Source organism: Streptomyces sp. 142MFCol3.1 (assembly GCF_000424945.1).
In the GTDB taxonomy this organism is placed as follows: Bacteria; Actinomycetota; Actinomycetes; order Streptomycetales; family Streptomycetaceae; genus Streptomyces; species Streptomyces siamensis.
This window is the reverse complement of the sequence record NZ_AUKV01000059.1, coordinates 1-26120: the sequence shown is the minus strand read 5'-3', so window position 1 is coordinate 26120 and position 26120 is coordinate 1. Positions and strand designations below refer to the sequence as shown.

Genomic DNA, 26120 nt, shown 5'->3' with positions numbered 1-26120 from the left:
GATCAGCCACTGGGCGAAGAAGGTCGGACGGATGTGGGTGACGGCTGCCGGGAAGTGTTCCAGCACACGCTCGGCGACCCAGTGCTGGCGTGCTGCGTTGCTGGCGGATTCACGGCGGGCGGAGATTTGCGACATGTTCACGATCGCCTGTACCCCGTTCTCCTCTGCCGCCAGGGCCACGTTCGCCGTGGCGTCCATCAGGCCGGGAACGATCGGGTAGGTGAAGTACAGGGCGTCGATCCCCTTCGTCGCCTCCGCCAGGGAGTTGAGGTCGAGGACGTCGCCCTCCACGATCTGTGCCCCGAGGCCGGCAAGCCGCTCGGAGCGCTCATCGACTCGACGGACGAGCGCGCGGACGTGGTGACCGCGCTGAAGCAGCAGTTCCGCGGTGTGGCCACCGGTCTTACCGGTCGCCCCGATCACGAGCAGATTGCGTTCCATGGTGATGTTTCCGTTTCTGGAGAAGTACCGGTGTATGGGGGGGGTTGAGCCCCTTGAGTGGGTGCCGCACTCAGTGAGAGGTCGTGCGATGTCCGTCGGGCAGGCGGAACAGTTCGAAGAACAGCCGGGCGGCGGCCGGCTCGCCGTGCACGACGAGTCGCCCCGAGGTCATCGCGTCATCGACGGCGACCTGTCCCTTCGCTAGGGCGTAGAACGTTTCCTTGTCGCAGATCAGGCGCAGACCGGGCTTCAGCGGCGCCGGGCCGGTCTCCACTCGTACTCGCTCGCCATCGCCCTGCAGCCACAGCGTCTCCTCGCCGACCATCAACTCCGTGAGCGTGTCGAAACGCGCCGCCTCTCCTGTGGCCGTGAGCCGCATTGCCACCACGGACCAGGCGGCGCGATCGGTGTAGCTGGGCGGCGGGTCTCCCAGACCCGCGCCCCACTCGGCGAGGCCGGCGAGGACCGGCATCAACGCTTCGCCGCGGCCGGTCAGTTCATATGCGGCTACGCGGCCCGGACCCGGCAGCGTTGTGCGACGCAGCACGTCATGCTGCTCAAGGTGCTTGAGACGTGCGGCCAGAAGGCTGGTTCCCATGCCTGGCAGGGCCGATAGGAGATCCCCGTAGCGGCGGGGGCCCAGGGCCAGCTCCCGCACGATCAGCAGCGTCCATCTCTCACCCAGCACGTCAAGCGAGCGGGCGATGAAACACGTCTGTTCGTAGGAACGGTTCATCATGCCACCCCGGCCGGCGACATCGCCGTGTACGCGGAGGGCATCGCCATCCGGTCGGTTACCGGAGCGGACAGGCGGACATGGCCCAGCAGGCCAGTGACGACTCGCTGCACTCGCACCCGCTGGACATCGAGTCCGCCGTCATGTCGGCCCGCAGGCTTGGACTCGAACTCGGCCATCCGGGCGGCAGCGCGGTGTGCTGCGGCACTGTCTGCTGCGCCGTCCACCAGATAGAAGTGCTCAACGATCACTCCCACCCCAGAGCGGCGGCGGAATCCGACCATCCACTTATTGTCGTTCACGGACCTTCTCCTTCCTTGTCGCGCTCACACGCCCTGGAAGCGGCCACTGGCCCGCTACTTCAAGAACATGTAGTTGTTGCTACTTGTTTTAGAACTCCCAGGGGGGTGCGAGTCTTCCCGGTATGACAGAAAAATTTCTGTTTGATCAACTCTGCGGGCCCCGGCCGCGTAGTGCCGGTAGGTGGCGCTCGGCGAGGCGCTCCGTGGGCGATAGTGTCCGCTCCCGAGCAGTTGGGAGGCCGTGCTGTCAGGGCACGCGGTGGGAGTGGAGGGCGAGCGGGGCGATACCGGCGGCCGGGCCGGCTCCGGCCTGGACCGACCGGGCGTGGTCGAATCCGATGAGCGTGGTGTGAGGTGTGGGGGCGACAAGCACGGCCACGCCGACGGCGCTGCCGATCTGTCGGCTCATGTCGAGCACGGCGCTGCCGGTGGTTGCGCGTTCGGGTGAGAGGGTGTCGGCGGCGAACATCAGTGCCTGGGCCAGGCTGCCGGCCAGACCCTACGAGCTGTTCAAATGCGGCCTGAGCAAGATGCGCGAGCGCGGCGAGCTGCGGCCGGAGGCTGATCCGGCCGCGCTCGCCCACCTGCTCACCGCCGCGTTCCAGGGCGGAGCACTGCTGGACCAGGCGGCTGGCGATTCCACGCCTCTGCGCGACGCGTTGTACGGAGCCCTGGCCTACGTCGAATCATTTGCCGCGGACCGCTGACCGCACCGAGTAGGGACCCTCGGGCAAGTGGCGCTCAGGAAGCGCCGGAGACGACCGGACCCTGCAGGGACCGCGCCTGCGCGGTGAGCGGCAGTCCGGCGAACGCTTGATCGGCGACGCGTTCCAGCGCGGCCGTGTCGGCCCCCGCCCTGGCCAGCACTTCCAAGCCCCGGTTGACTGTCATGAGCAGGTGGCTGACCACCTGCGCGTCAGCCTCGGGATCGAGGTCGCCATGGCGCTGCGCAGCCCGAACGCACCCGATGACTGACCCCTCGATGCGCCCGAGGGCCTGCTGTACGCGCGCACCAGCCTGCGGATCATGGTCGACTCCCTCGACGACGAAGCCGGTCGCCAGGCAGCCGAGCCCGTCCGGATCCTCGTGCACGAACCTTGCCGATTGCACGAGATACTCGTGCAGCCGCTCCAGCGCGGTGCCATCGGGACCTTCGAGTACGGCCGCCCACGCGGCCTCGGTGCGGCCGCAGTACGCCTCCAGCGTCCGTAGGTACAGCGAGCTCTTGTCCCCGAAGGCGGCGTAGAGGCTGCCACGGCCCAACCCGGTGATCTTGGCGATGTCGTCGACGCTGGTACCGGCGTATCCGGTACGGCGGAACTGTCGCTCGACGGCCTGTACGACCTCGTCCTTGTTGAATCCTGGTGGGCGCCCCATGACGGCCAGCCTACAGGCCGCACAAGCGTTCTTGACATTCCGTTCCATAAGTTCCTGTGGTTCATGAGAGCTCGGTCTGAAACCTGGTGTCCGTTGTTCAGGGCATCCCGCGAATTCCGCATACGGATGAGACTCGTGTCCTCGCACCGCAACGCTGTCGCAGCACGAAGCGACCGGACAGCACTTGACGTCGTCACCTCTGGCCTGGTGTCTGGACTCACTTTGAGGGTGGAGGGCAGCGGACGTGTCCTGAGTCGCACCCTATGACGGGCGAGACCATCGCGGAGCTGCCCACCTCGACACCGAACGATGTCGAGGTGGCGTTCGGCGGGGCCCGGAGAGCCCAGCGGGAATGGGCTTCGCTTCGGGTTCGCAAGCGTGCGGAAGTGCTTCTGCGATGCATGACATCCTCTAAGCAGGCCGAGGCGAGGGGCCTGATTCAGGCGGCGGTGACCACCTTCCGAGCCGCTGCTTCGTGCTACCCCGGCTGCGCCCTGAACGTGAGTTCAGCGAGATTCGACACTGCTGCTACTCCCTCCATGGCCCATTGATCACGCCACGCTCCATGGACGTGACGCCGTCCGCCGCCCGTTCCTGTGCAAGTTGATAGGTGAGCGCGTACGGCGGCGCGGCCGTCTCGGAGCGGGCACCGTGGGCGAGGACTTCGTCGGCCAGATGGCGGACCATCTGCAGCCGCGGATAGGCGGCATGGATCCGGGTCTGCTCCTCCGTCACGAGGTCGGCGTTCTTTCCGAAGTCGATCCAGATGCCTTCGTAGGTCAGGAGGGTCAGCAGCCCCATTCGCGCGGGGATCTGCGGAGTGGTGTGCAGAGCGATGGCCTCCCAGACCTTGTCGACATCCCGGGCCGGGGTGCCGAGACCGGTCAGCACGGCGGCGGCGAGATCGGCGCTCTCGATCTCGAAACGGAGCAGGCCCGGTGCGTTCGGCCCGGTCGCCAGGTCGTGCATCACGTTTGCGGCGAAGAGGAGTTCCTCGTTGTAGTCCGCGTCGTCGAGAAGTCCCTTGTGGGCGGCGAACAGGCGGGACCAGTAGAAGCCGCGGATGCAGTGGTTCAGCACGGACGGATGCATCGCGGCCCGCGCCGCGGCGAGGCTTGCCTCGGCCAGCGGCCCGGAAGGGAGGGCGAGTACGTCGCCGTGCAGCTCATTCGGGAGGGTGGGTGAAGTCTTGGTCATGGGGTGACGCTACGAAAGCTGTTCTCAGGCAAGAAGTGGCACGGATGCCAACTATCGCCACAGTCGTGCCAGACGACGAAACGGGCATCGCGCCATGGTGCTCGTACAGCCCGAGGTTCTCGCGCTCGAGTTCGGCAACGCGGCGCAGCTGCTCTCGACGGACCCGTGCTGGGACCTGACCGTGTGCACCGAGAGCGGGCATTGACGATCAACGTAGATCTGCTGGAGTTCATCCGCTCGTGGCATCCGCGAAGACCGCCGGATGACGTCGTGCGCGCCTGACTTCTCGTCATGCAGGCGACGAGGACCCGGGCCGTCCGCATCCGGGCAGGGCCTTCCGGACCATCGAACTCCGGGTGAAGGAAGAGTCGAACTTCTTCCAGATCGCCCGGTGGCAGGTGCAGGCCTGCTGGCCGAGCGGTCGACGCGGCAGGGCAGGATCGCCACACAAGCGGGTGGCAGGATTCGAGGTATAGATGTCATTGCCGCCAACCTGCTGGTCACTTAATGTCAGATCTGAGCCAGAAACAAGGGAAGGAAATCACTTTGATCGCCGATATCACAGCGCCGGACTCCAATATCGCGCGCCAGGCCGAGGAGCTTGCCCGCCGCGTTTCCGGCGACGTACTGTTCAATCACGTCATGCGGTGTTACTGGTTCGCCGAACTCTTCGCGCAGCAGGAGGGCACGAAGGTGGACAGCGAACTGATGTTCCTGTCTGCAGTACTGCATGATCTCGGCCTGACGGAGCACGCTCGGGGCCCTCATCGCTTCGAGGTCGAAGGCGCCGGCGCGGCGCGTTCTTTTCTCGTGGAAAAGGGCGTCTCAGCAGGGCGTGCGCAAAACGTCTGGGACAACATCGCTCTTCATACGTGGGACTTCAACCCGTTCCGGGGCGACACCAGCCGCCTTATGCAACTCGGACTGGACTACGACGTCTCCGGGGCCCAGAACGCGGAGTTGGACCCGGCCGACATCGCCGAGGTGCTCCGGCGATATCCCCGGCTGCAGTTCAAGCGCGCCTTTAACGAGCTACTGAACCGCGAGGTCGATACCAAGCAGCCGTACCACCACTGGGTGCACATCTGCACGCGGGTTGCTCACAACCGGTCGCCGATCCCCATCGTCGACGCAACAGCAGTTCTGGACTGGGCCCCGTTCGACGAATAAAACGCCGCTCGACCGCGCATTCGCGATCCCCGGCCCGTCGCCGGCCGCCGCCTTGCGCCTGTACGACCGCCGTCTCCGACACCACTCGCCGGAACAACTCTCACGGCTTATCCGGCACCAGGCTCGAAATAGGAAAACCAGCGCAACGACCCAGGTCATTTTTTTCAAGAGCTGCGGCGTCTACAGGGACGCCACGTCTTGGAGGCCTGGCATGTTCCATCACATAGTCATTAAGCGAGGAAAAAAAATGGATCTCAGCGAGTACGAATTCCGCAGTCAGCCGTGGTTCGATCAGGAGAATTTCCAGGGCTTCAATGAGGCGATCCCCATGACGACCATGGTCGTTCACTGCTTCGATCCGCGAGCGGCGGAAATCCCCGAAGCCGTTGCCAAACACTTCGGGGACGAGGTCTTCCCTGGCGAGAACATCCTCGACGAGAACGGCAACCGAGTCGGCCACACACGCACGCTGTTCCCCCTGGCGAACGCCGGTGGGCGTGCAGTCGACGCGCTGCAGGCAGTCGCGACCATGGACTACCTGTTCCACTTCAAGACCGTCGTCGTGGTGCACCACTCGTTCTGCGGTGCGACGGCGTTCAGGCCGGACCAGCTCATCAACCGGTATCGCGACGAGCACGACGTGGACATCTCGGATGCTTTCAGCCGGGACAGCCTGACCATTCCGCACTTCGACGAGTCGATCAAATATGATCTCGCCCTGCTCCGGAGCCACCCTGCCGTGCCGAAGTCCACCAAGCTCTTCGGATTCTTCTACGAGATGAACACCGGCGAGCTCATCGAAATCGCGCGCGACGTGCCCGCGTAAGCTTCCCGCCCTACCTGCGACCTGGCCTCGGACGGCGTACGCAGGGACTTTTCCGAGGCTGCCGCGATTCCGTCTCGCTGCCGAGCGACGGTATGACACGGCATGCCTGCTCCGGGAGGTGCCCTGCGGCGCTGGCGGGGCTCGCTCTCATGTCTGACGGCAGCACGGCTTGCGCGGTCCATCTGGGTCGCCCCCTGGCGGCCGGGAGTTGACAGCGCTCCATGAGTCCTTGCGGCACGCACCGATTTTCAGGCGTTTCGCGGCAGACATGCCCATTGTGGACGGTGTGCAAAGCTGTGGCATAAAATGCAGTATGCCCTCAGAAACCGCCAAGGGTGCGGCTGGCGACACCCGGAAGATCGTCGTGGTCGCCTACGACGGCGCAAAGCTCATGGACATCGCCGGCCCGCTACAAGCGTTCAGCGAGGCAAATCTCTTGGACGGCCGTCCCGCCTATGACGTCGTCCTCGCCTCCGAGGACGGCAGTGCCGTCACCACCGACACAGGCGTGCGACTGGAGACCACACGGCTGGACGATGGCGTCCTCCAAGGAGTCGACACCCTGCTGGTGTCGGGCAGCGACTTGAGACTACCGCCGGCCTCGACAGAGTCACTGCGCTCCTGCCTGGCCGAGCACCTCGCCCAGCCGCGCAGGCTCGGCTCCATCTGCACCGGAGCGTTTGTCCTCGCCGAACTCGGCGTGCTCGACGGCCGGGAAGCCACCACACACTGGGCGTTCTGCCGCCAACTTGAGCGCGAGCACCCCGCCGTCAGCGTGGACCCCGACGCCATCTTCGTGACTTCGGGCCGGATCTGGACGTCCGCCGGTGTATCCGCGGGAATCGACATGGTGCTGGCAATGATCGAGAACGACCTCGGCCGCGAAACGGCCCTCAACGTCGCGCGCGCGATGGTTCTCTTCCTGAAGAGGCCCGGCGGGCAGTCCCAGTTCAGCATCGAACTGCGACAGCAGATGCAGGACGTACGAGGCCGGTTCGACGACCTGCACGACTGGATTCGCGCGAATCTCAATACCGACCTGTCCGTACCGGCACTCGCCGATGCCGCCCGCATGAGCCCCCGGAACTTCGCGCGCGTGTACGTCCGCGAAACCGGGGAGAGCCCGGCACGAGCCGTAGAAAAACTCCGACTCGAAGCCGCAAGGCGACTTCTTGAGGCGACGCGTGATCCCGTGCGGGTCGTCGCAAGGCGAACGGGCTTCGGTGACGACGAGCGTATGCGACGCGCGTTCGTCAAAGCCCTGGGCGTGTCTCCTCAGGACTACCGCAGCCGGTTCGGGCAGCTCCGCCAGGACTAGAAGCCCGACTTGGACCATCCGACACCATGCCCTTGTGGCGGACACAACTCCCTTACAGGGATTACCTTTGGGGCGCCCAGGATTCTGCATCGCCCTGCCCCATTCGCGCGGGGATCTGCGGGGTGGTGTGCAGAGCGATGGCCTCCCAGACCTTGTCGACATCCCGGGCCGGGTGCCGAGACCGGTCAGCACGCCGGCGGCGAGATCGGCGCTCTCCATCTCGAACCGGAGCAGGCCCGGTGCGTCCAGCCCTGTCGTCATCGTCCCGGATACGAGAGCTGCTCGCGGTATACAAATGGCACGGATGCCTACCACCGCTACAGTCGTGCCACATGACGAACAGACATCGCGCCACAGTGCTCGTACTGCCCGGGGTCCTCCCGCTCGAGTTCGGCACCGCGACGCAGATCTTCTCGACGGACCCGCACTACGAGCTGACCGTATGCGCCGAGAGCGGCCCCGGACCTGTGCCCGGGTCCGGCTTCGCGATCACCGTCACCGCCGGCCTCGAAGCTCTGGACGACGCCGACACCGTGATCATCCCGGGTTACGACGATATCGACGCGATCCCGGCGGCCGGCATCCTGAGGGCGCTGCAGGTGGCTCACGCCCGAGGTGCCCGGCTCGTCTCCATCTGCACCGGAGCCTTCGTCCTCGCTGCGGCCGGACTGCTCGACGGACGCCCGGCCACGACGCACTGGCGGCACGCCGAGCAGTTGCGAAGGCGCTACCCGAACGTCAACGTCCTGCCGAACCAGCTCTATGTGGACGACGGCGACATCCTCACATCCGCCGGCGTCACGGCAGGGATCGACCTGTGCCTGCATCTGATCCGCACCGACCTGGGCGCGGCGGCGGCGAACACACGGGCGCGGGATCTGGTCGCGCCGCCACGGCGGCAGGGAAGCCAGGCTCAGTTCATCGAACAGTTCCGCCCTCAAGCCGACGGCGACGAGCTCGCTCCGTTGCGGGAGTGGATGCTCGACAACCTTGCAGACCCGCTCACAGTCGACGACCTCGCAGAACAGGCCCATATGTCCCGGCGGACCTTCATTCGCCGCTTCCGCGAGGAGACCGGCACCACGCCGATGGCCTGGCTGACCGACGCGCGCATCGACCGGGCGCGCGAGCTGCTGGAGGCGAGTTCCGTGCCGGTGGAACAAGTGGGCCGCCTCGCCGGCCTCGGTGCCCCTGCCTCCCTGCGGGCCGTCTTCCACCGGCATCTCGGCACCTCGCCACAGGAGTACCGAACTCAGTTCCGCCACAAGGCGTAGTCGGCCACCTGCCTCGCCCTTCCCGTGCGTTCTTGACATTCCATTCCACAACTCCATACGGTTCCTGACAGTTCAGTCCAGAACCCTGGTGTCCGTTGCCCACGACATCCCGCGCATCCCGCAGAACGGAAGAGACGCATGTCCTCGCAAGATCAGATGCCCCCTCCGCGAACCCAGAGAGGATGCCTGGACAACGACCCGAACCACCTCTCCGGGATCCTCCCCGGCCGGCTCCTCTTCGGGCTCGGCGCCGGCTTGGCACTCACGACCGGTGTCTCCTCCACCACGGTCGGTCCGCGCCGCGGGCACGCGGGTACGGGCGGCGCCATCGTGACCATGCCGACACGGATCGGGTCGGTCGTCGGCATCCTGATCGCCATGCTCGGCACCGCCTCCGGCGGAGCTTCTCTGGAGACCTACCGACCGGCCTGGCGGGTCACGATGGCCCTCCTGGCCGCCGTGGCCGTGGTGTCGCTGGGCGTATCACTGAAAGGGGCGGTGACGGTCCGATGACGGCCTCCGTTCCTGTTCAGGCTTCCCGCGCCGCGGCCGCAGGCGGCGGGCGGTCCCGCTGGCTCGGCCTGCTGGTGGTCTGCCTCGGAGTCATGATGGCCTTCGTCGACGTCACCTCCACCATCTCGGCCCTAGGCGACATTCAGAGCGACCTTCACGTCACCGCCAGCACACTGGTGTGGATCACCAGTGCGTATAGCCTCGCCGTCGTCAGCTTCGTGATGTCCGCCGGAACCTTCGGCGACCTCGTGGGGCGTCGGCGCGTGTTCAGCCTCGGTGCCGCCGTTTTCCTGATCGGGAGCGTGCTCGCCGTCTTCGCCGACAGCGCCGGCATGCTCATCACCGCCCAGGCGATCGCGGGCCTCGGCGGCTCGGCCGTACTGCCGACGAGCCTGGCGATCGTCAGTGCCACCTTCACCGACCCGCACGAGCGCACGGCCGCGATCGGTATCTGGGCCGCGTGCTCCGGAGTGGGTCTGGCCGTCGGCCCGATCCTCGCCGGCGCCCTGCTCGAGGACTTCTCCTGGCATGCCGTCTACATCGCCAACCTCGTCATCGCCGGCATGGCTCTCCTCCTGGCTCCGGTTTTCGTGACCGAGTCCAGACACCCCACGCGCAGGCTCGACCTCGCGGGCCTCGTCCTGGGCACGGTGATGACGGCCTCGGCCACCTACGCGATCATCCAGGGCGGCGCCACGGGATACACCAGGGCGCCGATCATCGCCATGTACGTGGTCTTCGCCGTGTCCCTGTTCCTGTTCGTACGTGTAGAACTCCGTCACCCCGACCCCATGCTGGACCTGAGACTCTTCCGGAGCGCTTCCTTCTCGGCCGTCATGGGCGTGGCCGCTGTCAGCGTCTTTGGACTGGTCGGTGTCGCCCTGCTCAGCGTGCTCTACATGGAACGTGTGGGACGGACCAGCCCCCTTGATGTCGGCGTGCGCCTGCTGCCGCTGTTCGGCACGTTCCTCCTGGTCACGGTGGTGGCCGCGCGGGTGCTGGTGCACCGGGTCGGCCTCACCCCCTTGATCACTGCGGGCCTGGTCCTCATCGGGGCTGGGTCCCTCGCGCTGCTCGCGACCGATGCCTCAGGAGGGTACGGGGCGATGTGGCCCGGGCTGCTCGTGGCGGGCATCGGTGCGGGCCTGCTGACAGCACCTTCGACGGCTGCCGCAGTCAACAGTGTCCCGCCACAGCAGGAGGGGATGGCGGCAGCAGCGGTGAACATGGCTCGTCAGCTGGGAACGGTGCTCGGCCCCAGTGTGCTCGGAACTGTCGTCACCAGTCGCTTCCCCCGGAACCTGCATGACCGTCTCGTTGAGTCAGGCATGCCCTCGCCGCAGGCGGACAGGATCGTGGAGGGTGCGTCACACGGTGGCGGCGCGACGGGCCTCCCCGCATCCCTCGCTCGCGTCTTGGGAACCGCGGTACCGAGGGCGTTCACCGACGCCGTGCACCTGGGCAACGTCATAGGCGGAGTTGTACTGATCGTCATGGCCGTGCCTGCGGCGCTGTTCGTCCGGCACAAGGTTCACAGTCCCCGGACATCCGCCGAAGCGTAAGCGGTACGTCGACGGGCCGGTGCGAGGCGTCCACAGGCCGTCAGGCCGAACAACGCCCCCCGCACCAGCCGGTTTTGATGGCTGAATACAGCCATCAAAACCGGCACTGCCCGCAATCAGGGCATCGGTCACAACGCAGGGCCGAACCGCTGGGCGACGCTGCGATCAACCGCCCGCCCAGCTCAATCCAGACTGAAACCGTGCGCCTGACACCCCGCGTCGGCGTGCGCGCGAAAGGGAGATACCAACATGGCCGAATTCCTGCTCAGCATCCATGTGCTGGCGGCGATCCTGCTCATCGGACCGGTCACCATTGCGGCGAGCTTGTTCCCGCGTTGCGCGCGCCAGGCACTGACCGACGGCCCCGAGCAGCAGTCGGCCAAGAGTTCGGCCCGACTGCTGCACCGGATCTGCCGCGTCTACGCAGTGGTCGGCATCTCCGTACCGGCCTTCGGTATCGGCACCGCCCAGGTGATGGGCGTGATGGGTAGCGCCTGGCTCATCGCCTCCACGGCGCTGACCGCGGTGGCCGCCGTACTGCTGGGCATCGCGGTGCTCGGTACCCAGGACAACGTGGTCACCCAGCTCGACAAGCCCGACCAGACGTCGACCGCCGCGGATTCCCTGATCCTCCGGCTGCCCCGCCTGTCGATGATCACCGGCCTGTTCGCCCTCACCTGGCTGATCGTCGTGGTCCTGATGATCGTCCGACCCGGCTCGACGACAGGCGCATAACGACTCAACACCGTAGTGAGGGCTACGCGCTGCCAGTGACTGTTGACGTGGTCCTGCTGTTCAACAGCGTGCGGTGGACTCCAGGGCAAACGGATCTGATCCCAGCAGGGGACGGGGCCTTCCACGTGGGAGGCCCCCGAAATCGGACACTGGGCAGGACCGAAACCCTGTCCACAATTTCGGCTCTAAGGGTCTGCCGATCATCAAGGTGTTGCTTTCAGGGCCGGGGCTCGTTGGTGTCGTATGCGCATCTCGGACGAGACCCGTGATCAACTCGCCGTGAAGTTCGCGGTGTTGTTCCCGCATCTGGACGAACGATAGCGGCGACTGGTGATGGCCGCAGAGGCCCGAGGGCTGGGACATGGCGGTATTCGAGCCGTGGCTCGGGCGGCCGGGGTGAGCGGGACAACGGTTCGCAAGGGCATGTCCGATCTGGAGGCAGGCCCGTTTCTGGCCGGACGGGTGCGGCGGCGGGGCGGCGGACGCAAACGCGTCGCGGACCTCGACCCTGGACTGCGGAGTGCCCTGCTGAGTCTGGTCGAGCCGGAAGAACGTGGTGTTCCGATGTCGCCGTTGCGGTGGACGACGAAGTCGACCCGCACGCTGGCGGCCGAGCTGACCCGTCAGGGCCACCGGGTCGGTGCGGACACCGTCGCCGGCCTGCTGCGGCAGGAGGGGTTCCGGCTGCAGGCCAACGCCAAGACGCTCGAGGGCAGTCAGCATGCCGACAGGGATGCCCAGTTCCGGTATCTCAACGAGCAAGCACGCGATCACCGGGACGCCGGCCAGCCGGTGATCAGCGTGGACACCAAGAGGAAAGAGCTGGTCGGCGACTTCCACAACCATGGCCGCTCCTGGCGGCCCACGGGCGATCCGGTGCCGGTCTGCGTCCACGACTTCGCCGATCCGCAGCTGGGCAAGGCCATCCCTTATGGCATCTACGACCTGGCGGCCAACACCGGCTGGGTCAATGTCGGCACCGACCACGACACCGCCGCGTTCGCAGTAGAGTCGATCCGCCGCTGGTGGCACGGTCAGGGTCAGGCCGACTATCCGCAAGCTTCCCGGCTGCTGATCACCGCGGATGCGGGCGGCTCCAACGGCTACCGCACCCGGGCCTGGAAACTCGACTCGCCCGCCTGGCCGCGGAAACCGGGCTGGTCATCACGGTCTGCCACCTGCCCCCGGGCACATCGAAGTGGAACAAGATCGAGCACCGGCTCTTCTCCCACATCACGATGAACTGGCGCGGTCGCCCCCTGACCAGCCACGAAGTGCGCGCATGCAGGACACGCGGCCGAAGGTCGTCGACGACCTGAAGCGGACCAATGACGAGCTGCACCAGAAGCTCACCCGCCTCCGTGGCGAGCGCGACCGTCTGCGTACGGACGTCCAGCAGCTGGTGCGGGTCATACACGTCCTGGAAGTCGAGAACCAGCAGCTGCGCGAGGCAGCCAGTAGCGACGGCATCGTTCGAGTGCTGCCCGTCCAGCACCGGCCCTCGACTCGTTAGCCTCGGCTTTTCGGTGCGGCCCGCCAATTGAACTGGGGGGTGTCATGACTTGCCGTGTCTCGTGATTCCGCGACTGCTACTTCCGCAGCTCCCAACACCGCTGGTCAGCGGCCTTGTTGGATGCATACGCGAGCTACGCGAACAGGATCACGAACACTAGCTGAGGATGAAGGCCAGACCGGAGCGATCTTCGCCGTGGCCGGGTCGAGGCCCTGCTCTCGGGCTTCGTTCTCTGCCTTGACCTTCAGCTTGAAGAACCGGGCGACGGTGCGCGCCAACAGATCTCCGCTCTCAGCCTTGACCACCTCGAAGCGCACGCCCAGGCGGCGGGTTTGCTCGGCAGCGAGCTTGCGGCGAGGTCCGCGTGGACGATCACGACGCGGTGCAGCAGCCGAGCTTGGCGGCCAGGTCGCACACGTGGGAGGCCATCGCCCGGGATCCTTCCCACTGCTGGAGTCCGGCCGCGCAAAACCTCTCCCCTCCCTCCCCGCCTCCTGCCACCATGGCCGGATGGACAGACGGGGGCGGCACTACGCCCTGTACGGGGTCGGGCTGTTTCTGGTCGCGCTCGGACTGGCGGCGATCCTCCGCCAGTTACGGGCCGACGACTGGAAGATCAGCCTGGAGGTGCTGGGTGCGAGTCTCGGCCTGGCCACCGCTGCGGTGTCGTTGCAGCTGTGGCACCGCCGGGCCATCGGGCGGGCCGTCGTCACGGCGCCGGACGACGCCGTCGCGGCCGCCAAGGCGCGGCTGGCCCAGCAGGTGCAGAAGATCTGGCAGGACGAGGCGCGAATGCGCGACCAGGACGGATCTCGGCCGATACCGGTGACCTGGCAGTACGTCGACCGGCAGGGCGCGGTGACGGAAGTGGCGCTCGCCGGCGCGACCACGCCGGACGAGGCGCTCCATCAGGCGGATCTTCTCGCCCGGAAGTTCCTGGCCTCCCCGTCGCGCCGGCTGATCGTCGTCGGGGCGCGCGGCACCGGCAAGACCACGGTCGCGCTGCAGCTGACCCTAGCGCTGCTTCGTCCGGTCACGTCGGGCCCGGAGCGGCCGCCTCTCGACGTCGTGCCGTTGCCGGTGTCGGCCGCGGACTGGTCTGCCGGTCGGGCCGACTTCGCCGACTGGATCGCGCAGGAGGTGTCTCGGCTCTGTCCGGACGTGCCGAGCAAAGGCTGGGACATCCCCGGGCGGCTCGTCGAGAACGCGCACGTGGTGCCGGTGCTCGACGGCCTCGACGAGATCCCCGCCTCGCAGCGGGCCGAGGTGTTCGCGGCGCTCAGCGACGACGTCACGACCCCGCTGATCCTGACCTGCCGCACCGAGGAGTTCGAGCAGGCCCTGCAGACGCAGGGCGGGCTGCTGCACAACGCACCCAGGATCAGGCCGGAGCCGCTTACGCCCGCAGCCGCCGCCACACACCTCAGGGCGTACCTGCGCCCCGGCTCGGAGTCTGCCTGGGAGGAGCTGCTCGCCGCGCTCGAGGGCCCCGGTCCGCATACCGGGCCCGTCGGCGTGCTCGCGACGGCGGTAGCCAGTCCGCTGGACCTCGGGCTGCTGCGAATCACGTACGCGCAGCCGGGCACGTCGCCCGCGGAACTGCTGCGGCCGGACGCGTACGTGGATGTGCCAGCCCTGCGAGGCCACTTCTTCGACCTGCTGATCCCCAAAGTTCTGAGGTCTCGACCGCCGAACAAGAAGCTGCCTGCGCATCTCCGCCCGAGTCGCCCCTACAAGGCGCGTGACGTCCGGCAGTGGCTCGGCTTCCTCGCCGCCACCCTGGCCCAGCCGGACCAGCCCGTCAGGCGTGACCTGTCCTGGTGGTTCCTGGGCGCCCGTACGCTCCCCTGGTGGGTACTCGCCGCGGTGCAGGCAGCAATCTGGACCGTCCTCGGCGCGGTCGCGGGCGTGGCCATCGGACGGTACGCGCCGTACGCCGAGATGCCGGACGGGGGGACGTGGACTGTGGCGCTCCTGGCGTTCCTGCTGGGCGGGGCCGCCAGTTCCTACTACGCGCCCGACGCCCTGTACTCCGGCCCGCGCTACACCCACCTCGTCACCACCCGGTCGGGACCCGGCCTCGGACGGCACGCGCTTCTCGGAACACTCATCGGCGCATCGACCGTCACCGCGATCGTCGCCTTCAACTACGCAGGGGAATGGTTCTGGCGGGCGGTGACCGAGGACTCCGGCGGAGCGCTCCTGCCCGACGGCGTGACGCCGTTGCTGCTGGCGCTCCCGTACGGAGCCGTCGGCGGACTGCTGTTCGGTCTCGTTCTGGGGACCGACTCTGCGCTGGCAGGCGGACGGGCGCACACGCCCATCGGCTCGCTGCGGGTGGACCGGTTCGGCGGCCTGCTGCGGATGGCGACGGTTTTTTTCATCGCGGGGCCGCTCATCGGCTGGACGGCCTGGGAGAACCGCACGGACGACGAGGTCGTCGCCGGCATGATCTTCTGGATCCTGCTCGTCGTCGGGACGACGCTATTCTCCGGCAGGCGGGCGTGGTTCGTGTACGCGGTGGCCGTGGGACACGCGGCCGCCCGCCGCAGGCTGCCCTTGGGGCTCATGCCGTTCCTCGACGACGCCCACCGGCTGGGGCTGCTGCGAGCGGTGGGACCGGTGTACCAGTTCCGGCACGCCGAGTTCCAGGACCACCTCGCACGCTGGTACCGGCAGACGCACCCCGGCCAGGTCACCGGCGAGCCCACCGGCGACCCGCAGCCGCGCAACCAGGTCTGGTTCATCGTGTCCAGCATCGCTGTCGGCTTGGGGCTGGCCTGCGCCGACACTCTCGTCCGCACCGCCGGCACCGCGCCGACCACGGACCTAGTGGCCAATGGCGGGGGCGTCCTACTGGGTGTCCTCGGTGCTGGCCACCTCCTCTGGACCTGGCGCGCGGCCCGGCGTCACTAAACGGATGTGCAAATGTCGGTCGTGCTTGATAGTCACTGTGAGTAGTTGAGCCAAAGAGGGGGACTGCGATGGGCAATGCACACGGTACGGACCAACAGTGGCTGGACCTGGCTGATGCAATCACGCTGCTGCGGGACCAGATCGCCGAGGCCCAGGCGAGGATCGCCGACCCCGACGGTACGGGCGCTGGCCACAGGGGGGTGCTGTTCACTCTGGGGGAGATCATGCTGGAGCTCGGCATGGAGCTGACCCGTACCCGGGGGTTGGACGGGGGCTTGAGGTTCAGTGTCGTCGGTCTGGGAGGCAAGAGGGAGACCGGGAACAAGGCGACCCACACGGTCACGGTGCAACTGAAGCCGCACCGGCTCGGCGGCGGTGACGTCGACGTCCACGACGAGGAGTAGTCCCCGGCCGGGCCAGCACACCGCACGTCAGGAAGTAAAGAATGGGGGGCTGTTGTGGAGTTCGACCGCCGGGTGCAGATCCGAACACGCAGGCCGGGCAAGGACAAGCGGGGGTTCGGCTCGGGTTACCTGGTGGCGCCGCGCCTGGTGCTGACCGCCGTGCATGTCGTCGACGGCGCATTCGGGGCCGATTCGGTGACCGTAACCCGGCCTGACATGGGGGATCGCGAGTTTCCCGCATCTGTCCTCTGGCGGCGCAAGGATGACGTGGTGGATGCCGCACTGGTCGAGGTAGCTGTCGGCCACGGTTGGGAGACACCGGAATCCTTGGAGGATCTGCGGGTCCGGCCACCGCAGCGCTGGGGCCAGCTCATCGGCACCCGCCCGCACTCGGTCGCCGTCGCTGGATTCCCCCGCATGCAGATGGATTTCGACGACGGCCGTCGCCTGGATGAGCAGCTCATCGGCACAATCCGGCCTGGCACCGGCAGCCTCGCGGGCCGCTACGAGGTCTTCAGCACCGACCCGACCATCCCTCTCCAGTCGCCACTGGAGACCAAAGGAACCCGTTGGTCGGGTATGTCCGGAGCCGCCCTACTCTGCGGCGACCTGCTGTGCGGTGTCGTGCGCCAGGACCGCCAGGCCACTGGCGGCACGCGCCTGACCGCCATGCCGCTAAAGGTCCTGCTGACCGACGACGCCTTTCGCGCGCTGATCACCGAACACACCGGGTGGGAACCCGTCCTGGAACCAGCCGAACCATCCGCTCTCCTTGCACCCGCCGCCCGCGAACGGGACCTGCGCTCCCCGGCGATGCTCCTGCGTGCCGATGCCGAAGCCGTTGCATTCCGGGGCCGCGAACATGAGCTGAACCAGCTATTCGGCTGGTGCCACCAGGACACGGAAACCTTTTCGGTGCGCGTGCTCACGGGCCCCGGCGGACAGGGCAAGACCCGGCTGGCCCGGCAGCTCACCGACATTCTGCGCGCGCGGGACTGGGTCAGCGCGCATGTGCGCGCCGACCTGGCCGACGCCACCACCGTGCCCGATCTGAGCAGCCTGGACACCGCTCAACGGCTCCAGCTCACCGTCGACTACGCCGAAACGCGACCTCATTTGGTCCGCCACCTCATAGAGCGCCTACGTACCGCCCGCCACCGCACCCGCCTGCTGCTGCTCGCTCGCACCGACGGCCCGTGGCGGACCGACAGCCTCGGCGCCACCGCACCGGCCCGCGAACTCCTCGCCTCAGCGCCCGTCATCGAACTCGCCCCCCTCTTCCCGAGCGGCGCCCCACCCATTGCCCGCGCCACCGCATTCATTGATGCCATCGTCGACCTCGCCTCCCTCCTCCGGCACCTTCCCGCCCTCGGCCGGACCGACTGGGCCGCCGTGGCAGCCAGGGTCCATCCCCCCGCCGACCTGGCGGATCCGCGTTACGACTCCGTACTCACCTTGCAAATGACGGCCTTGGCCACCCTCTTGCAGCACGGCCCCGCCCCGGTCGCTGCCAGCCCGGGCCAGCCAGCGGAAGCCACTCTGCTCCGCCACGAGCAGCGCTATTGGGAGGACACCGCCAGGACCCCGGCGTTCCGACTGAGTGACCTGAGCACGGCCACGCTCCAGCGTGCGGTGGCCGTCGCGGTCGTGTGCGGAGCCGCCGACCAGGCTGAAGCCGAGGCGACCGCCCGGAAGATCCCCGGCCTTACACCCAGCCGGGCGCTGGACACTGCCGATTGGCTCCGGTCCCTTTATCCACCCGGGACCGACCGTTACTGGGGCTCTCTGCAACCCGACCGCGTGGCCGAATATCACGCCTCAACGCTGCTGACCGGCCCCGGCGCCCCGCTGCCGGCCCTCATGACCGATGCCTCTACCGACCAGCAAGCTCAGGTGATCACCGTTCTGGCCCGTGCGGCCGTCTCCCACTACAACGCTCACCGCATCCCCGATAGCGAAAGCGTCCTGCGGAGCCTGAACGCCGCGTTGGACACGGTCCCGCTTGACCTCGACGCGGTGGAGAAGGCCAACGCTGTGGTGCCCATCCGGATGCCCGTCCTGAGCGACCTAGGGTTGAAGCTCACCGACGTCCTCGTGAGCACTTACCGCCAGCTGGCCAGCGAGGATCCGGCCGCGTTCGCCCCCGACCTCGCGAGGTCACTGTCCAACCTCGGACTCATGCTGTCGGATCTGGGACGACGGGCCGAGGCCCTGACCGCTGCAGAACAATCGGTGGAGATCTACCATCGGCTCGTCCACGAGGATCCGGACGCGTACGAACCCGATCTAGCCAACGCGATGTCGGGCCTCGATATTCAACTTTCGAAGATGGGCCGACTGCAGGAGGCACTGGCCGCCGCCGAGAAGTCGCTGGAGATCCGGCAGCGACTGGCCCGTAGCAACCCGGTCGCGTACGAACCGGATCTCGCCCAAGCCCTGTCCAATCTCGGCGCTGACCTCTCGGCCGTGGGGCGTCACGGGGAAGCTCTGGATGCGGAGCAGCGCGCGGTGGAGATCTACCGTCGGCTGGCCGGTCAGGATCCGGCAGCGTACGAAGCCGACCTCGCCACCTCGCTGAGCAATTTCGGCAACCGGCTGGCAAATGTGGGACGGCGGCAGGAAGCACTGGCGGCCGGGGAGGAGGCCCTGAATATCCGGCGGCGGCTCGCTCTCGACAATCTCGCCTCGCACGAATTCGATGTCGCCTCCTCGCTGAACAACCTCAGCAATCTTCTGTCGGACGTAGGACGCGCGGAGGAGGCGCTGGACGCTGCCGAACAGGCCGTGGACATCTACCGTCGACTCGCCCGCGGCAACCCGGCCGCGTACGAACCGTATCTGGCCACCTCGCTGAACAACCTCGGCAACTGGCTGTGGGACATCGGAAGCGCGGAGGAGGCACTGGCCACCAGTGAGAAGGCACTGGAGATCCGGCAGCGGCTGGCCTTGGAGAATCCCGCCGTGTACGAGCCTGAATTCGCCGGTTCACTGGCCAACATCAGTCTCTGCTTGTCGGACATGGGACGCATCGAAGAAGCGCTGAGCGCCGCCGAACAGGCCGTGGGCGTCTTTGATCGGCTGGCCCGCGAGGATCCGGCTGCACACGAACCCAATCTTGCGAGAGCGCTGTCCGACCTCAGCCCTCTTCTGTCGGATGTGGGGCGTACAGAGGAAGCCCTGGCCGTAGAGGAGCGAACGGTGTGCCTCTACCGTCAGTTGGCCCGAGATAACCCCGCCGCTTACGAACCTGGCCTCGCTGCTTCACTCAACAACCTCGGCAACTGGTTGATGGACGTGGGACGCATGGATGAGGCGTTGGACGCTGAGGAACAGGCCGTGGACATCTACCGTCGGCTCGCCCGCGACACCCCGGCCGCATCGGAACCGGATCTAGCCGCCGCACTTACCAATCTCGCACGAGCGCTCCGAAGCCCGGCATGGGTACAGTTTAAGGCTCAACCGGATCTCTCCGGAGCTCTACGGGTGACGGGCGAGGCAGTCGAGCTCTACCGCAGGCTCGTCGCAGCAAGGCCCACCCAATTCGCGTCACAGCTCGGGAATGTACTGCGGTTGCAGGCAGATTTGCTCACTAGCCTTGGGCGTCACCGCGAGGCGGAGGAAGTCCGTGACTGGCTCGCAATGAACGCTGCTGCTCTCGACTCTCAGAAATGAGGTCAACTGAGGTCACCGGCTCCCGGTGATCTCAAAAACTGGGTACCACAGCAGGTCAGACGCCCACTAGTTTCTGCCAACTGATCTTGACGGCGCGTACTGACACGGGATGCAGACACAGAAGGCGTCCGGCTCGGAGGCGATCGACAGAAGACCAACCATCCCCATGGCAGCCGTGATCGGCATGAGGGTGACGGCCCCGTCGCGGCACGAGGATGAAGGAAGGCAACACGACTGGACTTGACACAGAATCCAGCTGGAACAGGCCGACCGTGTCGGACGCCTGGATCATCTCGAAGGCGAGCCGGTCGTCGAGGTCGACATGGTCCGGGTTGTCGAGGTCGAGCTGACGGCCGGTGGTGCGACGGATCTCGGTGACGGCGTGCGCCATCGCCGACTGCATCCGCACGCCGAGCACATCGAGCTTGAGGAGGGCGAGATCTTCGACGTCCTCCTTGTCGGCCTGCAACAGCGCGTAGCCCGCCGGGGTGGGCTGCACGGGCAGCCGGTCCAGCAGCGACGCGTTCGACAGGATGACCCCGCACGGGTGCATGGCGTAGGCGCGGGGGAGTGCGTGCAGTCCCTCGGCGAGCTCGAACAGCGGCCCGAACTTCCCTGCCTGCGCCGCCAGCTCCACCAGAGCGGAGCGGATGTCCCGGGCCCGGATGTGCGGGAAGCTCTTCGCAGCATCACCGATGACCTGAGGCGGCAGACCGAGCGCGAGCCCCGTGTCCCGCAGCGCGTGGCGCGCGCGGTAGGTCTCGGGGATGCTGGTGACCGCGGTCCGCTCCCGCCTGAACCGTTTGGTGATTGCGTCGTACACCTCCAGGCGCCGCTCCGACTCCACGTCGAGGTCGATGTCCGGAAGCGACGTGCGCCGCTCGCTGAGGAAGCGTTCTTTACCGACCGGCGAGCTCACCGGGACGCGCTCAACCTGGGGTGATGCGTCGCGGTCGTGTCAGGGATGGCCTGCTTCCTTCTGGGATGTCGGGCCGCGGGTAGGCAGCCTGAGCCTTGGGGCCACCCGGCGTCACGGCATGTCCGCACCGTGACGTGTCGGCTGCGCACTGCGGGCGGGCTATGTCATCGACTCGATGTGCGGATGGTCGGGCTTGGCCGGGCAGATGAACAGGTGCTGTCGGTAGCCGCTGCCTATCTGGACACCGGTCGCGTTGTAGCCGCGGTGGCCGGGGTAGGGTCCAGCACCCGGGTGGGGGTGCGGAGACCAGCTGTTCGCGGCGTCGTCCCCTTCCTCGAAGGTGGCGATGGTCATCAGGACCTCCATGCTGGTGCCGCACTCGGAGCAGGGCTGCGGGCTGGGGTCGGTGGAGTTGTAGGCGGGCCAGCCGCCGACCTTCCAGCCGGGTGCGTTGGACAGCACGCAGTCGTAGTAGGTGTCCGGGTCCATGTCTTCCTCTGCTGCCTGCGGCACACTCCACTGCTTGAGCTGCTCCTGCAGTTCTTTGCTCAGCTCCAGATGGTCGGGGTATTCGGTGATCTGCTCCGGTTCGAGCAGGCACGGTTCCGGTAGATAGCCGTCGAACTGCACTGCGGGCGGTTCGGGGGGCGTGTCGAGGATGTCGGTGACGGTGGCTGCCGAGCGCCAGAAGAGCAGGGTCCTGGGCATGATCGGATGATCGAAGGGGCACCACAGAACCTGCAGCAGGTCTTTGCCCTTTGGCGGGCTCAGGTCGGGTACATCCCGTACGTACAGCTGCGCGACGGGCAGCATCGCTATGGGGCCGTCGTACGCCTGGACCGCCGGCCTCACCGGATACGTCCGAGGGGGTCGGATCCGCTTGAGAGTCTCCCGTTCCTCCAGAGTCAGGTCCCGGTTGTGCGAGGAGGCGAAGATCCGTCGTTCCAGCCGCAGATCCGCCGGGGACTGGGCTGGGTTGATGCCGTCCACCACATGCGGTTCCTCGCAGTGTGGCCACGGCTCCTCGGCGGGCCACAGCAGCGGCCCGCCGATCGAGCTGTCGTGCCACGTCGGTGCCCCAGGGCGGGGGTGCAGGCGGGTCGCCGTGCGGGCCAGCGGGGCCAGTTGGGGAAAGACCGCGGCAACGTCGATCGGCCGTGGCGGAGTGACAGGGGTGACATTCATGGCCGCAATCTTGCCAATCGCCTCTGACAACGGCTCTCGTGGCCGCCCCGCGAAGAGTTCCGGCACGGGCTCCACTTGGCAGGGCGCTACCGCCGGTCCGTTGCTGGCAGATGGCCCGCGAGCAGGTCCATGATCGCCGCGTGGATGTCCGTCCACGCGCGCGGTTCGTCGCCACGTACCACTTGGACAGAGACGACCTTGACGCGTCCATTCCGTCCGGGCCGCCGGCGGTCAGGAGGGCGCCGCACCGTCCACGCTCGATGCGGGTGATGCCGTGGGCGTGAGGCGTCTTCGGTTTGGGCCGGGGGCCGTGGACGTCCGGGGCCGGCTGTTTGTGGTGCGGGTCTGGTTCTCTGCTGATGATCCGGGGCGGGTGGTTGCCGGTGCACGTGCGGTGCTGACGTGTGTGCTCGTGAGGGTCGATGACTGGCCTGTCTGTGTGCACTGGCCGCGGTTGTTGCCGGCCTGGTTCGTTCGACGGTGCGGGCCGGAGTCCACGGAGTGGGAGGTGGGGACGTTCTTCGGTATCAGGGTGTGGTTGCGGCGGTGGCGTGCGAAGTCGTCGGAGCGCAGGAGGGACCGCAGCCGCGAAGTGTGGGCTTTGTCGGAATGGCTGCACCATTTCGATCCGACGGAGCGTGGGGCCGGTGGTGATCGCAGCTGGTGGTGGCAGGCGGGAAGCGATGAGCCGGGCCGTGGCTGGGTGGAGGTGGCCACCACCGGCTGGCCGTTCGGCAGCGGTTCGCTGTGCTGGCTCATCGAGGCCGGCGGCGGCACGGTTCTTGACTACGGGTCCTGAACGGCGCTGGCCTTTTCTCGCTGCGGACTTCGCAGCGGCCGAGCTGCCTTGTGGGGGTTGTTCCCGCGTGTGCGGGGGGCTGCGTCGGGAGGCTGTTCGATCCGCACGTCGTGTGTGGGACGCGTGGCGTTCGCTCCTGGGATGGCGGGGGTGCGCCTGCGCCGGGTCTGCACTTGGGGGAGGGTGGAGTTGTCTGGTTCGAGGGCGGGTGCGTTTTGCCGGGCTGGTGTGCGGTCGGGTGGGCGCGCCCGTGCGGGGATGGGTTCGGGGCGGTTTGCAGGTCAGTCCCCTCGGCATGGGGGTTTGCTGCGGTGAGACGTGTGGGTGTTAGACGTCGTTGAAAATGCCTGCGAGTGCGGCGGTTTGGGCAGCTTGGTGTCGGCGTGATCGGTAAGCGTGCCTGCCGACGAAGAGGTGCAGATGTGGGGCGGCACCTTGCCGACGAAGGGCATGCGAGAGGCCCTTCCGTACTTTTTGGGTGAGCGCCGGGGGGTGTAGCGCGCGGAGGCGCTGTGCTCACGGGAGAGGCTGACCCGGCGCGGGTCGATGTTCGGCTGATGCAGGGCGAGTTGGTATGGCCGGGATGACGTCCACCGAGACTGCCAGCTACATCAAGCATCACCTCGGCCTCGCCGGCCGCGGTGACCGGCTCTTCACCGATGACGCCGTCACCCTCATCCACACCACATCGCGCGGCTTTCCCCGCGTGGTCAACAACTTCTGCCTGCAATCCCTCGTGGCCACCTTCGCCGCCGGCAAGTCCCTCGTCGACGAGAAGGCCGCCCAGTCTGCCGTCACCGAAGTCCTCGACTGACATTCCACACCGTCGAAACTCGATGTCGGTGGCGGCGGATACCTTGCATCAGACGATGCACACAACTGGAGGGAACATGCCGTCTCAAGGAACAGTCCTCGCAGCACTCACGGTGGTGATGCCGCCACATGACGGAGCCGATGAGCAGGTGGACTGGGATGCGATCCGGCGGGCTTGGGGAGTCGGCTTCCCCTGCGACTACATCGCCTTCATGAGCACCTACGGAGCCGGAGGCATCGACGGCGCGCTGAGTGTCGTGACCCCCGAAGCGAGCACACAGCCGGCCGACAGCCCTGACCTCGGGGGCATGGCGGCCGAGACAGCCAACATGCGGCACTTGTGGGAGTCCGAAGGAGGACCGGACGGGATCGATGCCGGACCTGATTCTGTCGTTGCCTGGGGCGTCAGCTGCGGAGCCGACATCCTCGGCTGGCTCACCGTTGACCACGATCCCGACAAGTGGCCCGTTGTCGTATGGGAACGGCACGGCAGGCCCCACTGGAAAATCTACGACTGCGGAATGGCGGAGTTCCTCCGGCGCCTGTTCACCAAGGACTTCGACGAGTGCCCACTCAGCGACGCCTCCCTCTGGGGAAGGCCCTTTCCGCACTTCGTCCACTGGCGCGAGGAACGACGACGGTGGGAGTCCGGCGTCGACCCCTACACAGGCGAACCCGACCCATACTTCGGCATGAAGTTCGACTGATTGTGCCTCGGCACCTTGCCGACGACCGCGACACCTTCCGACAAACGCCCCGCTGGGACCACATCAGTGGGGCGACTTTGTTCTCGGTGATCGGCACCTTCAGTGCCGGACCCGTCGGTGTCTTCAGCGTCGCCCAACAGTGTGGGCGCCGGGGGCGGTTGGCGAGTGGGTTCGGTCCGTCTGTGTGGTGGTGTTCGGTCGGGGTGTATGCGGACTGCCGAGGTGTCTCTGCGTGTTGAGTCGCCTGGGTCACGGGGGCCGTGTCGAGAGCTTTTGGTACTGCTCGGTGTCGGTGTTTCGCTGTTCGGTGTCGGTCGTCATGGGGTTTGTCGCTTTGTGTGGCGTCCGGGCTGGGCTGTTTGGGGTTTGAGGCGTACTTGGAATGTTTTGGGCCACCATTTGCCGGTGAGGAGGAATTGGTTGGTGCCTGGGATGGCGGCGATGCCGTTGAGGACGTCTGCGTGGTGTTGTTCGGTGGGGTTGAGGAGGGGTGGGATGGTGATGTCTGCGGTGACCTGGCCTGTTTTTGGGTTGATGCGGACGATTCGGTGGGTGGGCCAGATGTTGGCGTAGACGAGGTCGTTGACGCATTCGAGTTCGTTGAGTCTGGGCAGGGGGTGTCCGTTGAGGGTGACGGTGATGGAGCCTGTTTTTTTGAGGGTCGATGGGTTGCGGAAGGTGAGGGTGGAGGTTCCGTCGCTTGTGACGAGGCGGTTGTGCCGGGGTTGGTGGCAGATTCCCCAGCCTTCGGTGTCGTAGGGGATGCGGCGGAGTTCGGTGAGGGTGGTTGCGTCGCGTTGGATGGCGATGTGGTTTTGCCAGGTGAGTTGCCACAGGGTGGGGCCTGTGATGGTGAGTCCTTCTGCGTATAGGGGTGCGGGGATTTTCACGCGGTGTGTGGGGGTGGTTCCTGGGGGGCCGGCGCTGATGGCGGAGTGTCCGGTCAGGCCGGTGCTTTCGTACAGTGTGCCGTGGGCCATTTCCAGGCCTTGGGTGAGGGCTGTGGGGTCGTGCGGCAGTGTTCGGACGATGTCGATGGTCAGGTGTTTGACGTTGCTCGGGCTCGGGGCGTGTGCGCCGGGTTCTTTGCTTTGGCTTTGCGTCGTGCATGCGGGGAGCAGGGCTGTGGTGCTCAGGGCGAGGAGTGTCACGGGGGCCGTGAGAGCTGCGCGCATGGCTGACACGCTGTCATGCCTGGTGGTGTGGTGGGTGGTTTGCCGGGTGGTGTGCCGGGGGGTTCGCTCTGTTGCAGCAGGGTGGGATGGGGTGCCTGGGACGGTGGGGTGTGGTGTGCGGTTGACCGGTGCGGGGTCTGGCGTGGTGGGGGCGGGCAGGGCCTGGTGGTGGTTTCGGCGCCCTGGTGTTTGGCGTTGTGCGTTGCTGGGGGCGGGGACTGGTCGTCGGGGTGTGTTCGGCCCTGTTGCGCGCTGGGCGGGTCGCGGTGCGTCGCCCCGCCGGGCGGAGGTGGGTTGGGTGGTCGGCGGGGCGACGCGGCAGGCCCTGTGACGGCGTCGTCGTCGTCGGAGCTGGTGGGGCCCCGTGGCCGGCGGCGTCGTCGGAGCTGGTGGGGCCCTGTGACGGCGGCGTCGTCGGAGCTGGTGGGGCCCCGTGGCCGGCGGCGGCGTCGGAGCTGGTGGGGCCCTGTGACGGCGTCGTTGTCGGAGCTGGTGGGGCCCCGTGGCCGGCGGCGTCGTCGGAGCCGGTGGGGGCTGGTTGGCCGGCGGCGTCGTCGGAGCCGGTT

23 protein-coding genes and 3 pseudogenes are annotated in these 26120 nt (G+C 67.1%); 17 read left to right on the top strand and 9 right to left on the bottom strand.

The features are described 5' to 3' along the window. From H305_RS0141970 to H305_RS0141955, 4 genes are all read right to left on the bottom strand, one after another. A partial coding sequence (locus H305_RS0141970) for an NAD(P)H-binding protein (protein ID WP_028805716.1) occupies positions 1-441 on the bottom strand: 441 nt, incomplete at its 3' end. Between the two features lie 70 nt (positions 442-511). Further along, positions 512-1180, bottom strand: coding sequence for a winged helix-turn-helix transcriptional regulator (locus H305_RS0141965; protein WP_028805715.1), 669 nt, complete (start codon positions 1178-1180; stop codon positions 512-514). Next, positions 1177-1479 (bottom strand): hypothetical protein, encoded by a 303-nt coding sequence (locus H305_RS48800; protein ID WP_037767207.1) that lies wholly within the window; start codon positions 1477-1479, stop codon positions 1177-1179. Before H305_RS48800 ends, H305_RS0141965 begins: the two co-directional genes overlap by 4 nt. 247 nt (positions 1480-1726) lie before the next feature. After that, positions 1727-1888 carry a hypothetical protein gene (locus tag H305_RS0141955; RefSeq protein ID WP_158690681.1) on the bottom strand — a complete coding sequence of 54 codons (162 nt, stop codon included), beginning with the start codon at positions 1886-1888 and terminating at the stop codon, positions 1727-1729. On the opposite strand from H305_RS0141955, the gene H305_RS48795 reads away from it, so the two are divergent. Next, positions 1887-2186: a hypothetical protein gene (locus H305_RS48795; protein ID WP_199791539.1), complete on the top strand. Its 300-nt coding sequence runs from the start codon at positions 1887-1889 to the stop codon at positions 2184-2186. The two genes, H305_RS0141955 and H305_RS48795, sit on opposite strands and share 2 nt — an antisense overlap. 34 nt (positions 2187-2220) lie before the next feature. On the opposite strand, the gene H305_RS0141945 is transcribed toward H305_RS48795, so the two are convergent. Further along, positions 2221-2856: a TetR/AcrR family transcriptional regulator gene (locus H305_RS0141945; protein WP_028805712.1), complete on the bottom strand. Its 636-nt coding sequence runs from the start codon at positions 2854-2856 to the stop codon at positions 2221-2223. 248 nt (positions 2857-3104) lie between these two features. Between H305_RS0141945 and H305_RS53100 the strand changes: the two are divergent. Beyond that, positions 3105-3407: pseudogene (locus H305_RS53100) on the top strand (aldehyde dehydrogenase family protein); the annotation flags it as partial. Here the strand turns inward: H305_RS53100 and H305_RS0141940 are convergent. Then, on the bottom strand, positions 3385-4053 hold the full coding sequence (locus tag H305_RS0141940; RefSeq protein ID WP_063611404.1) for an HD domain-containing protein: 669 nt from the start codon (positions 4051-4053) through the stop codon (positions 3385-3387). The pseudogene H305_RS53100 and the gene H305_RS0141940 overlap by 23 nt on opposite strands. A gap of 507 nt (positions 4054-4560) precedes the next feature. On the opposite strand from H305_RS0141940, the gene H305_RS0141930 reads away from it, so the two are divergent. The 12 genes and pseudogenes from H305_RS0141930 to H305_RS49690 all read left to right on the top strand — a co-directional run bounded on the left by H305_RS0141930 (position 4561) and on the right by H305_RS49690 (position 19956). Continuing rightward, a complete protein-coding gene (locus H305_RS0141930) occupies positions 4561-5223 on the top strand; it encodes a diguanylate cyclase (RefSeq protein WP_199791538.1) in 663 nt (220 codons plus the stop codon). A 247-nt stretch (positions 5224-5470) separates the two neighbouring features. Next, positions 5471-6049, top strand: a complete 579-nt coding sequence (locus H305_RS0141925; RefSeq protein ID WP_037767205.1) for a carbonic anhydrase — start codon at positions 5471-5473, stop codon at positions 6047-6049. A 268-nt stretch (positions 6050-6317) separates the two neighbouring features. Further along, a complete protein-coding gene (locus H305_RS48790) occupies positions 6318-7367 on the top strand; it encodes a GlxA family transcriptional regulator (protein ID WP_234021433.1) in 1050 nt (349 codons plus the stop codon). Positions 7368-7699: 332 nt separating this feature from the next. Next, on the top strand, positions 7700-8641 hold the full coding sequence (locus tag H305_RS0141915) for a GlxA family transcriptional regulator (RefSeq protein WP_028805708.1): 942 nt from the start codon (positions 7700-7702) through the stop codon (positions 8639-8641). Positions 8642-8779: 138 nt separating this feature from the next. Next, complete coding sequence (locus H305_RS0141910) at positions 8780-9154, top strand: hypothetical protein (protein ID WP_037767196.1); 375 nt, start codon at positions 8780-8782, stop codon at positions 9152-9154. Then, a complete protein-coding gene (locus tag H305_RS0141905; RefSeq protein ID WP_028805706.1) occupies positions 9151-10716 on the top strand; it encodes an MFS transporter in 1566 nt (521 codons plus the stop codon). The genes H305_RS0141910 and H305_RS0141905 overlap by 4 nt, the downstream gene beginning before the upstream one ends. A 249-nt stretch (positions 10717-10965) precedes the next feature. After that, complete coding sequence (locus H305_RS0141900; RefSeq protein WP_028805705.1) at positions 10966-11451, top strand: DUF2269 family protein; 486 nt, start codon at positions 10966-10968, stop codon at positions 11449-11451. Between the two features lie 333 nt (positions 11452-11784). Then, positions 11785-12728 (top strand): annotated as a pseudogene (locus H305_RS48785) (ISAzo13 family transposase); the annotation flags it as partial. Between the two features lie 5 nt (positions 12729-12733). Then, a complete protein-coding gene (locus H305_RS48780; protein ID WP_051371586.1) occupies positions 12734-12964 on the top strand; it encodes a hypothetical protein in 231 nt (76 codons plus the stop codon). Between the two features lie 510 nt (positions 12965-13474). Continuing rightward, a complete protein-coding gene (locus H305_RS0141885) occupies positions 13475-15880 on the top strand; it encodes an NACHT domain-containing protein (RefSeq protein WP_028805704.1) in 2406 nt (801 codons plus the stop codon). Between the two features lie 68 nt (positions 15881-15948). Then, positions 15949-16284 (top strand): trypco2 family protein, encoded by a 336-nt coding sequence (locus tag H305_RS0141880; protein ID WP_028805703.1) that lies wholly within the window; start codon positions 15949-15951, stop codon positions 16282-16284. Between the two features lie 54 nt (positions 16285-16338). Beyond that, a complete protein-coding gene (locus tag H305_RS49690) occupies positions 16339-19956 on the top strand; it encodes a tetratricopeptide repeat protein (RefSeq protein ID WP_028805702.1) in 3618 nt (1205 codons plus the stop codon). Between the two features lie 247 nt (positions 19957-20203). Here the strand turns inward: H305_RS49690 and H305_RS0141870 are convergent. Together H305_RS0141870 and H305_RS0141865 are read right to left on the bottom strand one after the other, a co-directional pair. Beyond that, positions 20204-20854, bottom strand: a pseudogene (locus H305_RS0141870) (DNA polymerase III subunit alpha); the annotation flags it as partial. Positions 20855-21034: 180 nt separating this feature from the next. Beyond that, positions 21035-22060 (bottom strand): hypothetical protein, encoded by a 1026-nt coding sequence (locus H305_RS0141865; protein WP_028805700.1) that lies wholly within the window; start codon positions 22058-22060, stop codon positions 21035-21037. Positions 22061-22568: 508 nt separating this feature from the next. Here H305_RS0141865 and H305_RS55530 point away from each other — a divergent pair. The 3 genes from H305_RS55530 to H305_RS0141850 all read left to right on the top strand — a co-directional run bounded on the left by H305_RS55530 (position 22569) and on the right by H305_RS0141850 (position 24379). After that, on the top strand, positions 22569-22859 hold the full coding sequence (locus H305_RS55530) for a hypothetical protein (protein WP_234021432.1): 291 nt from the start codon (positions 22569-22571) through the stop codon (positions 22857-22859). A 583-nt stretch (positions 22860-23442) separates the two neighbouring features. Continuing rightward, entirely contained in the window at positions 23443-23673 is a 231-nt protein-coding gene (locus H305_RS0141855; RefSeq protein ID WP_158690680.1) for a hypothetical protein, read from the top strand. Positions 23674-23749: 76 nt separating this feature from the next. Beyond that, entirely contained in the window at positions 23750-24379 is a 630-nt protein-coding gene (locus H305_RS0141850) for an SMI1/KNR4 family protein (protein WP_199791537.1), read from the top strand. A 317-nt stretch (positions 24380-24696) separates the two neighbouring features. On the opposite strand, the gene H305_RS51805 is transcribed toward H305_RS0141850, so the two are convergent. Beyond that, positions 24697-25554: a glutaminyl-peptide cyclotransferase gene (locus H305_RS51805; RefSeq protein WP_078629523.1), complete on the bottom strand. Its 858-nt coding sequence runs from the start codon at positions 25552-25554 to the stop codon at positions 24697-24699. Positions 25555-26120: the final 566 nt, after the last annotated feature.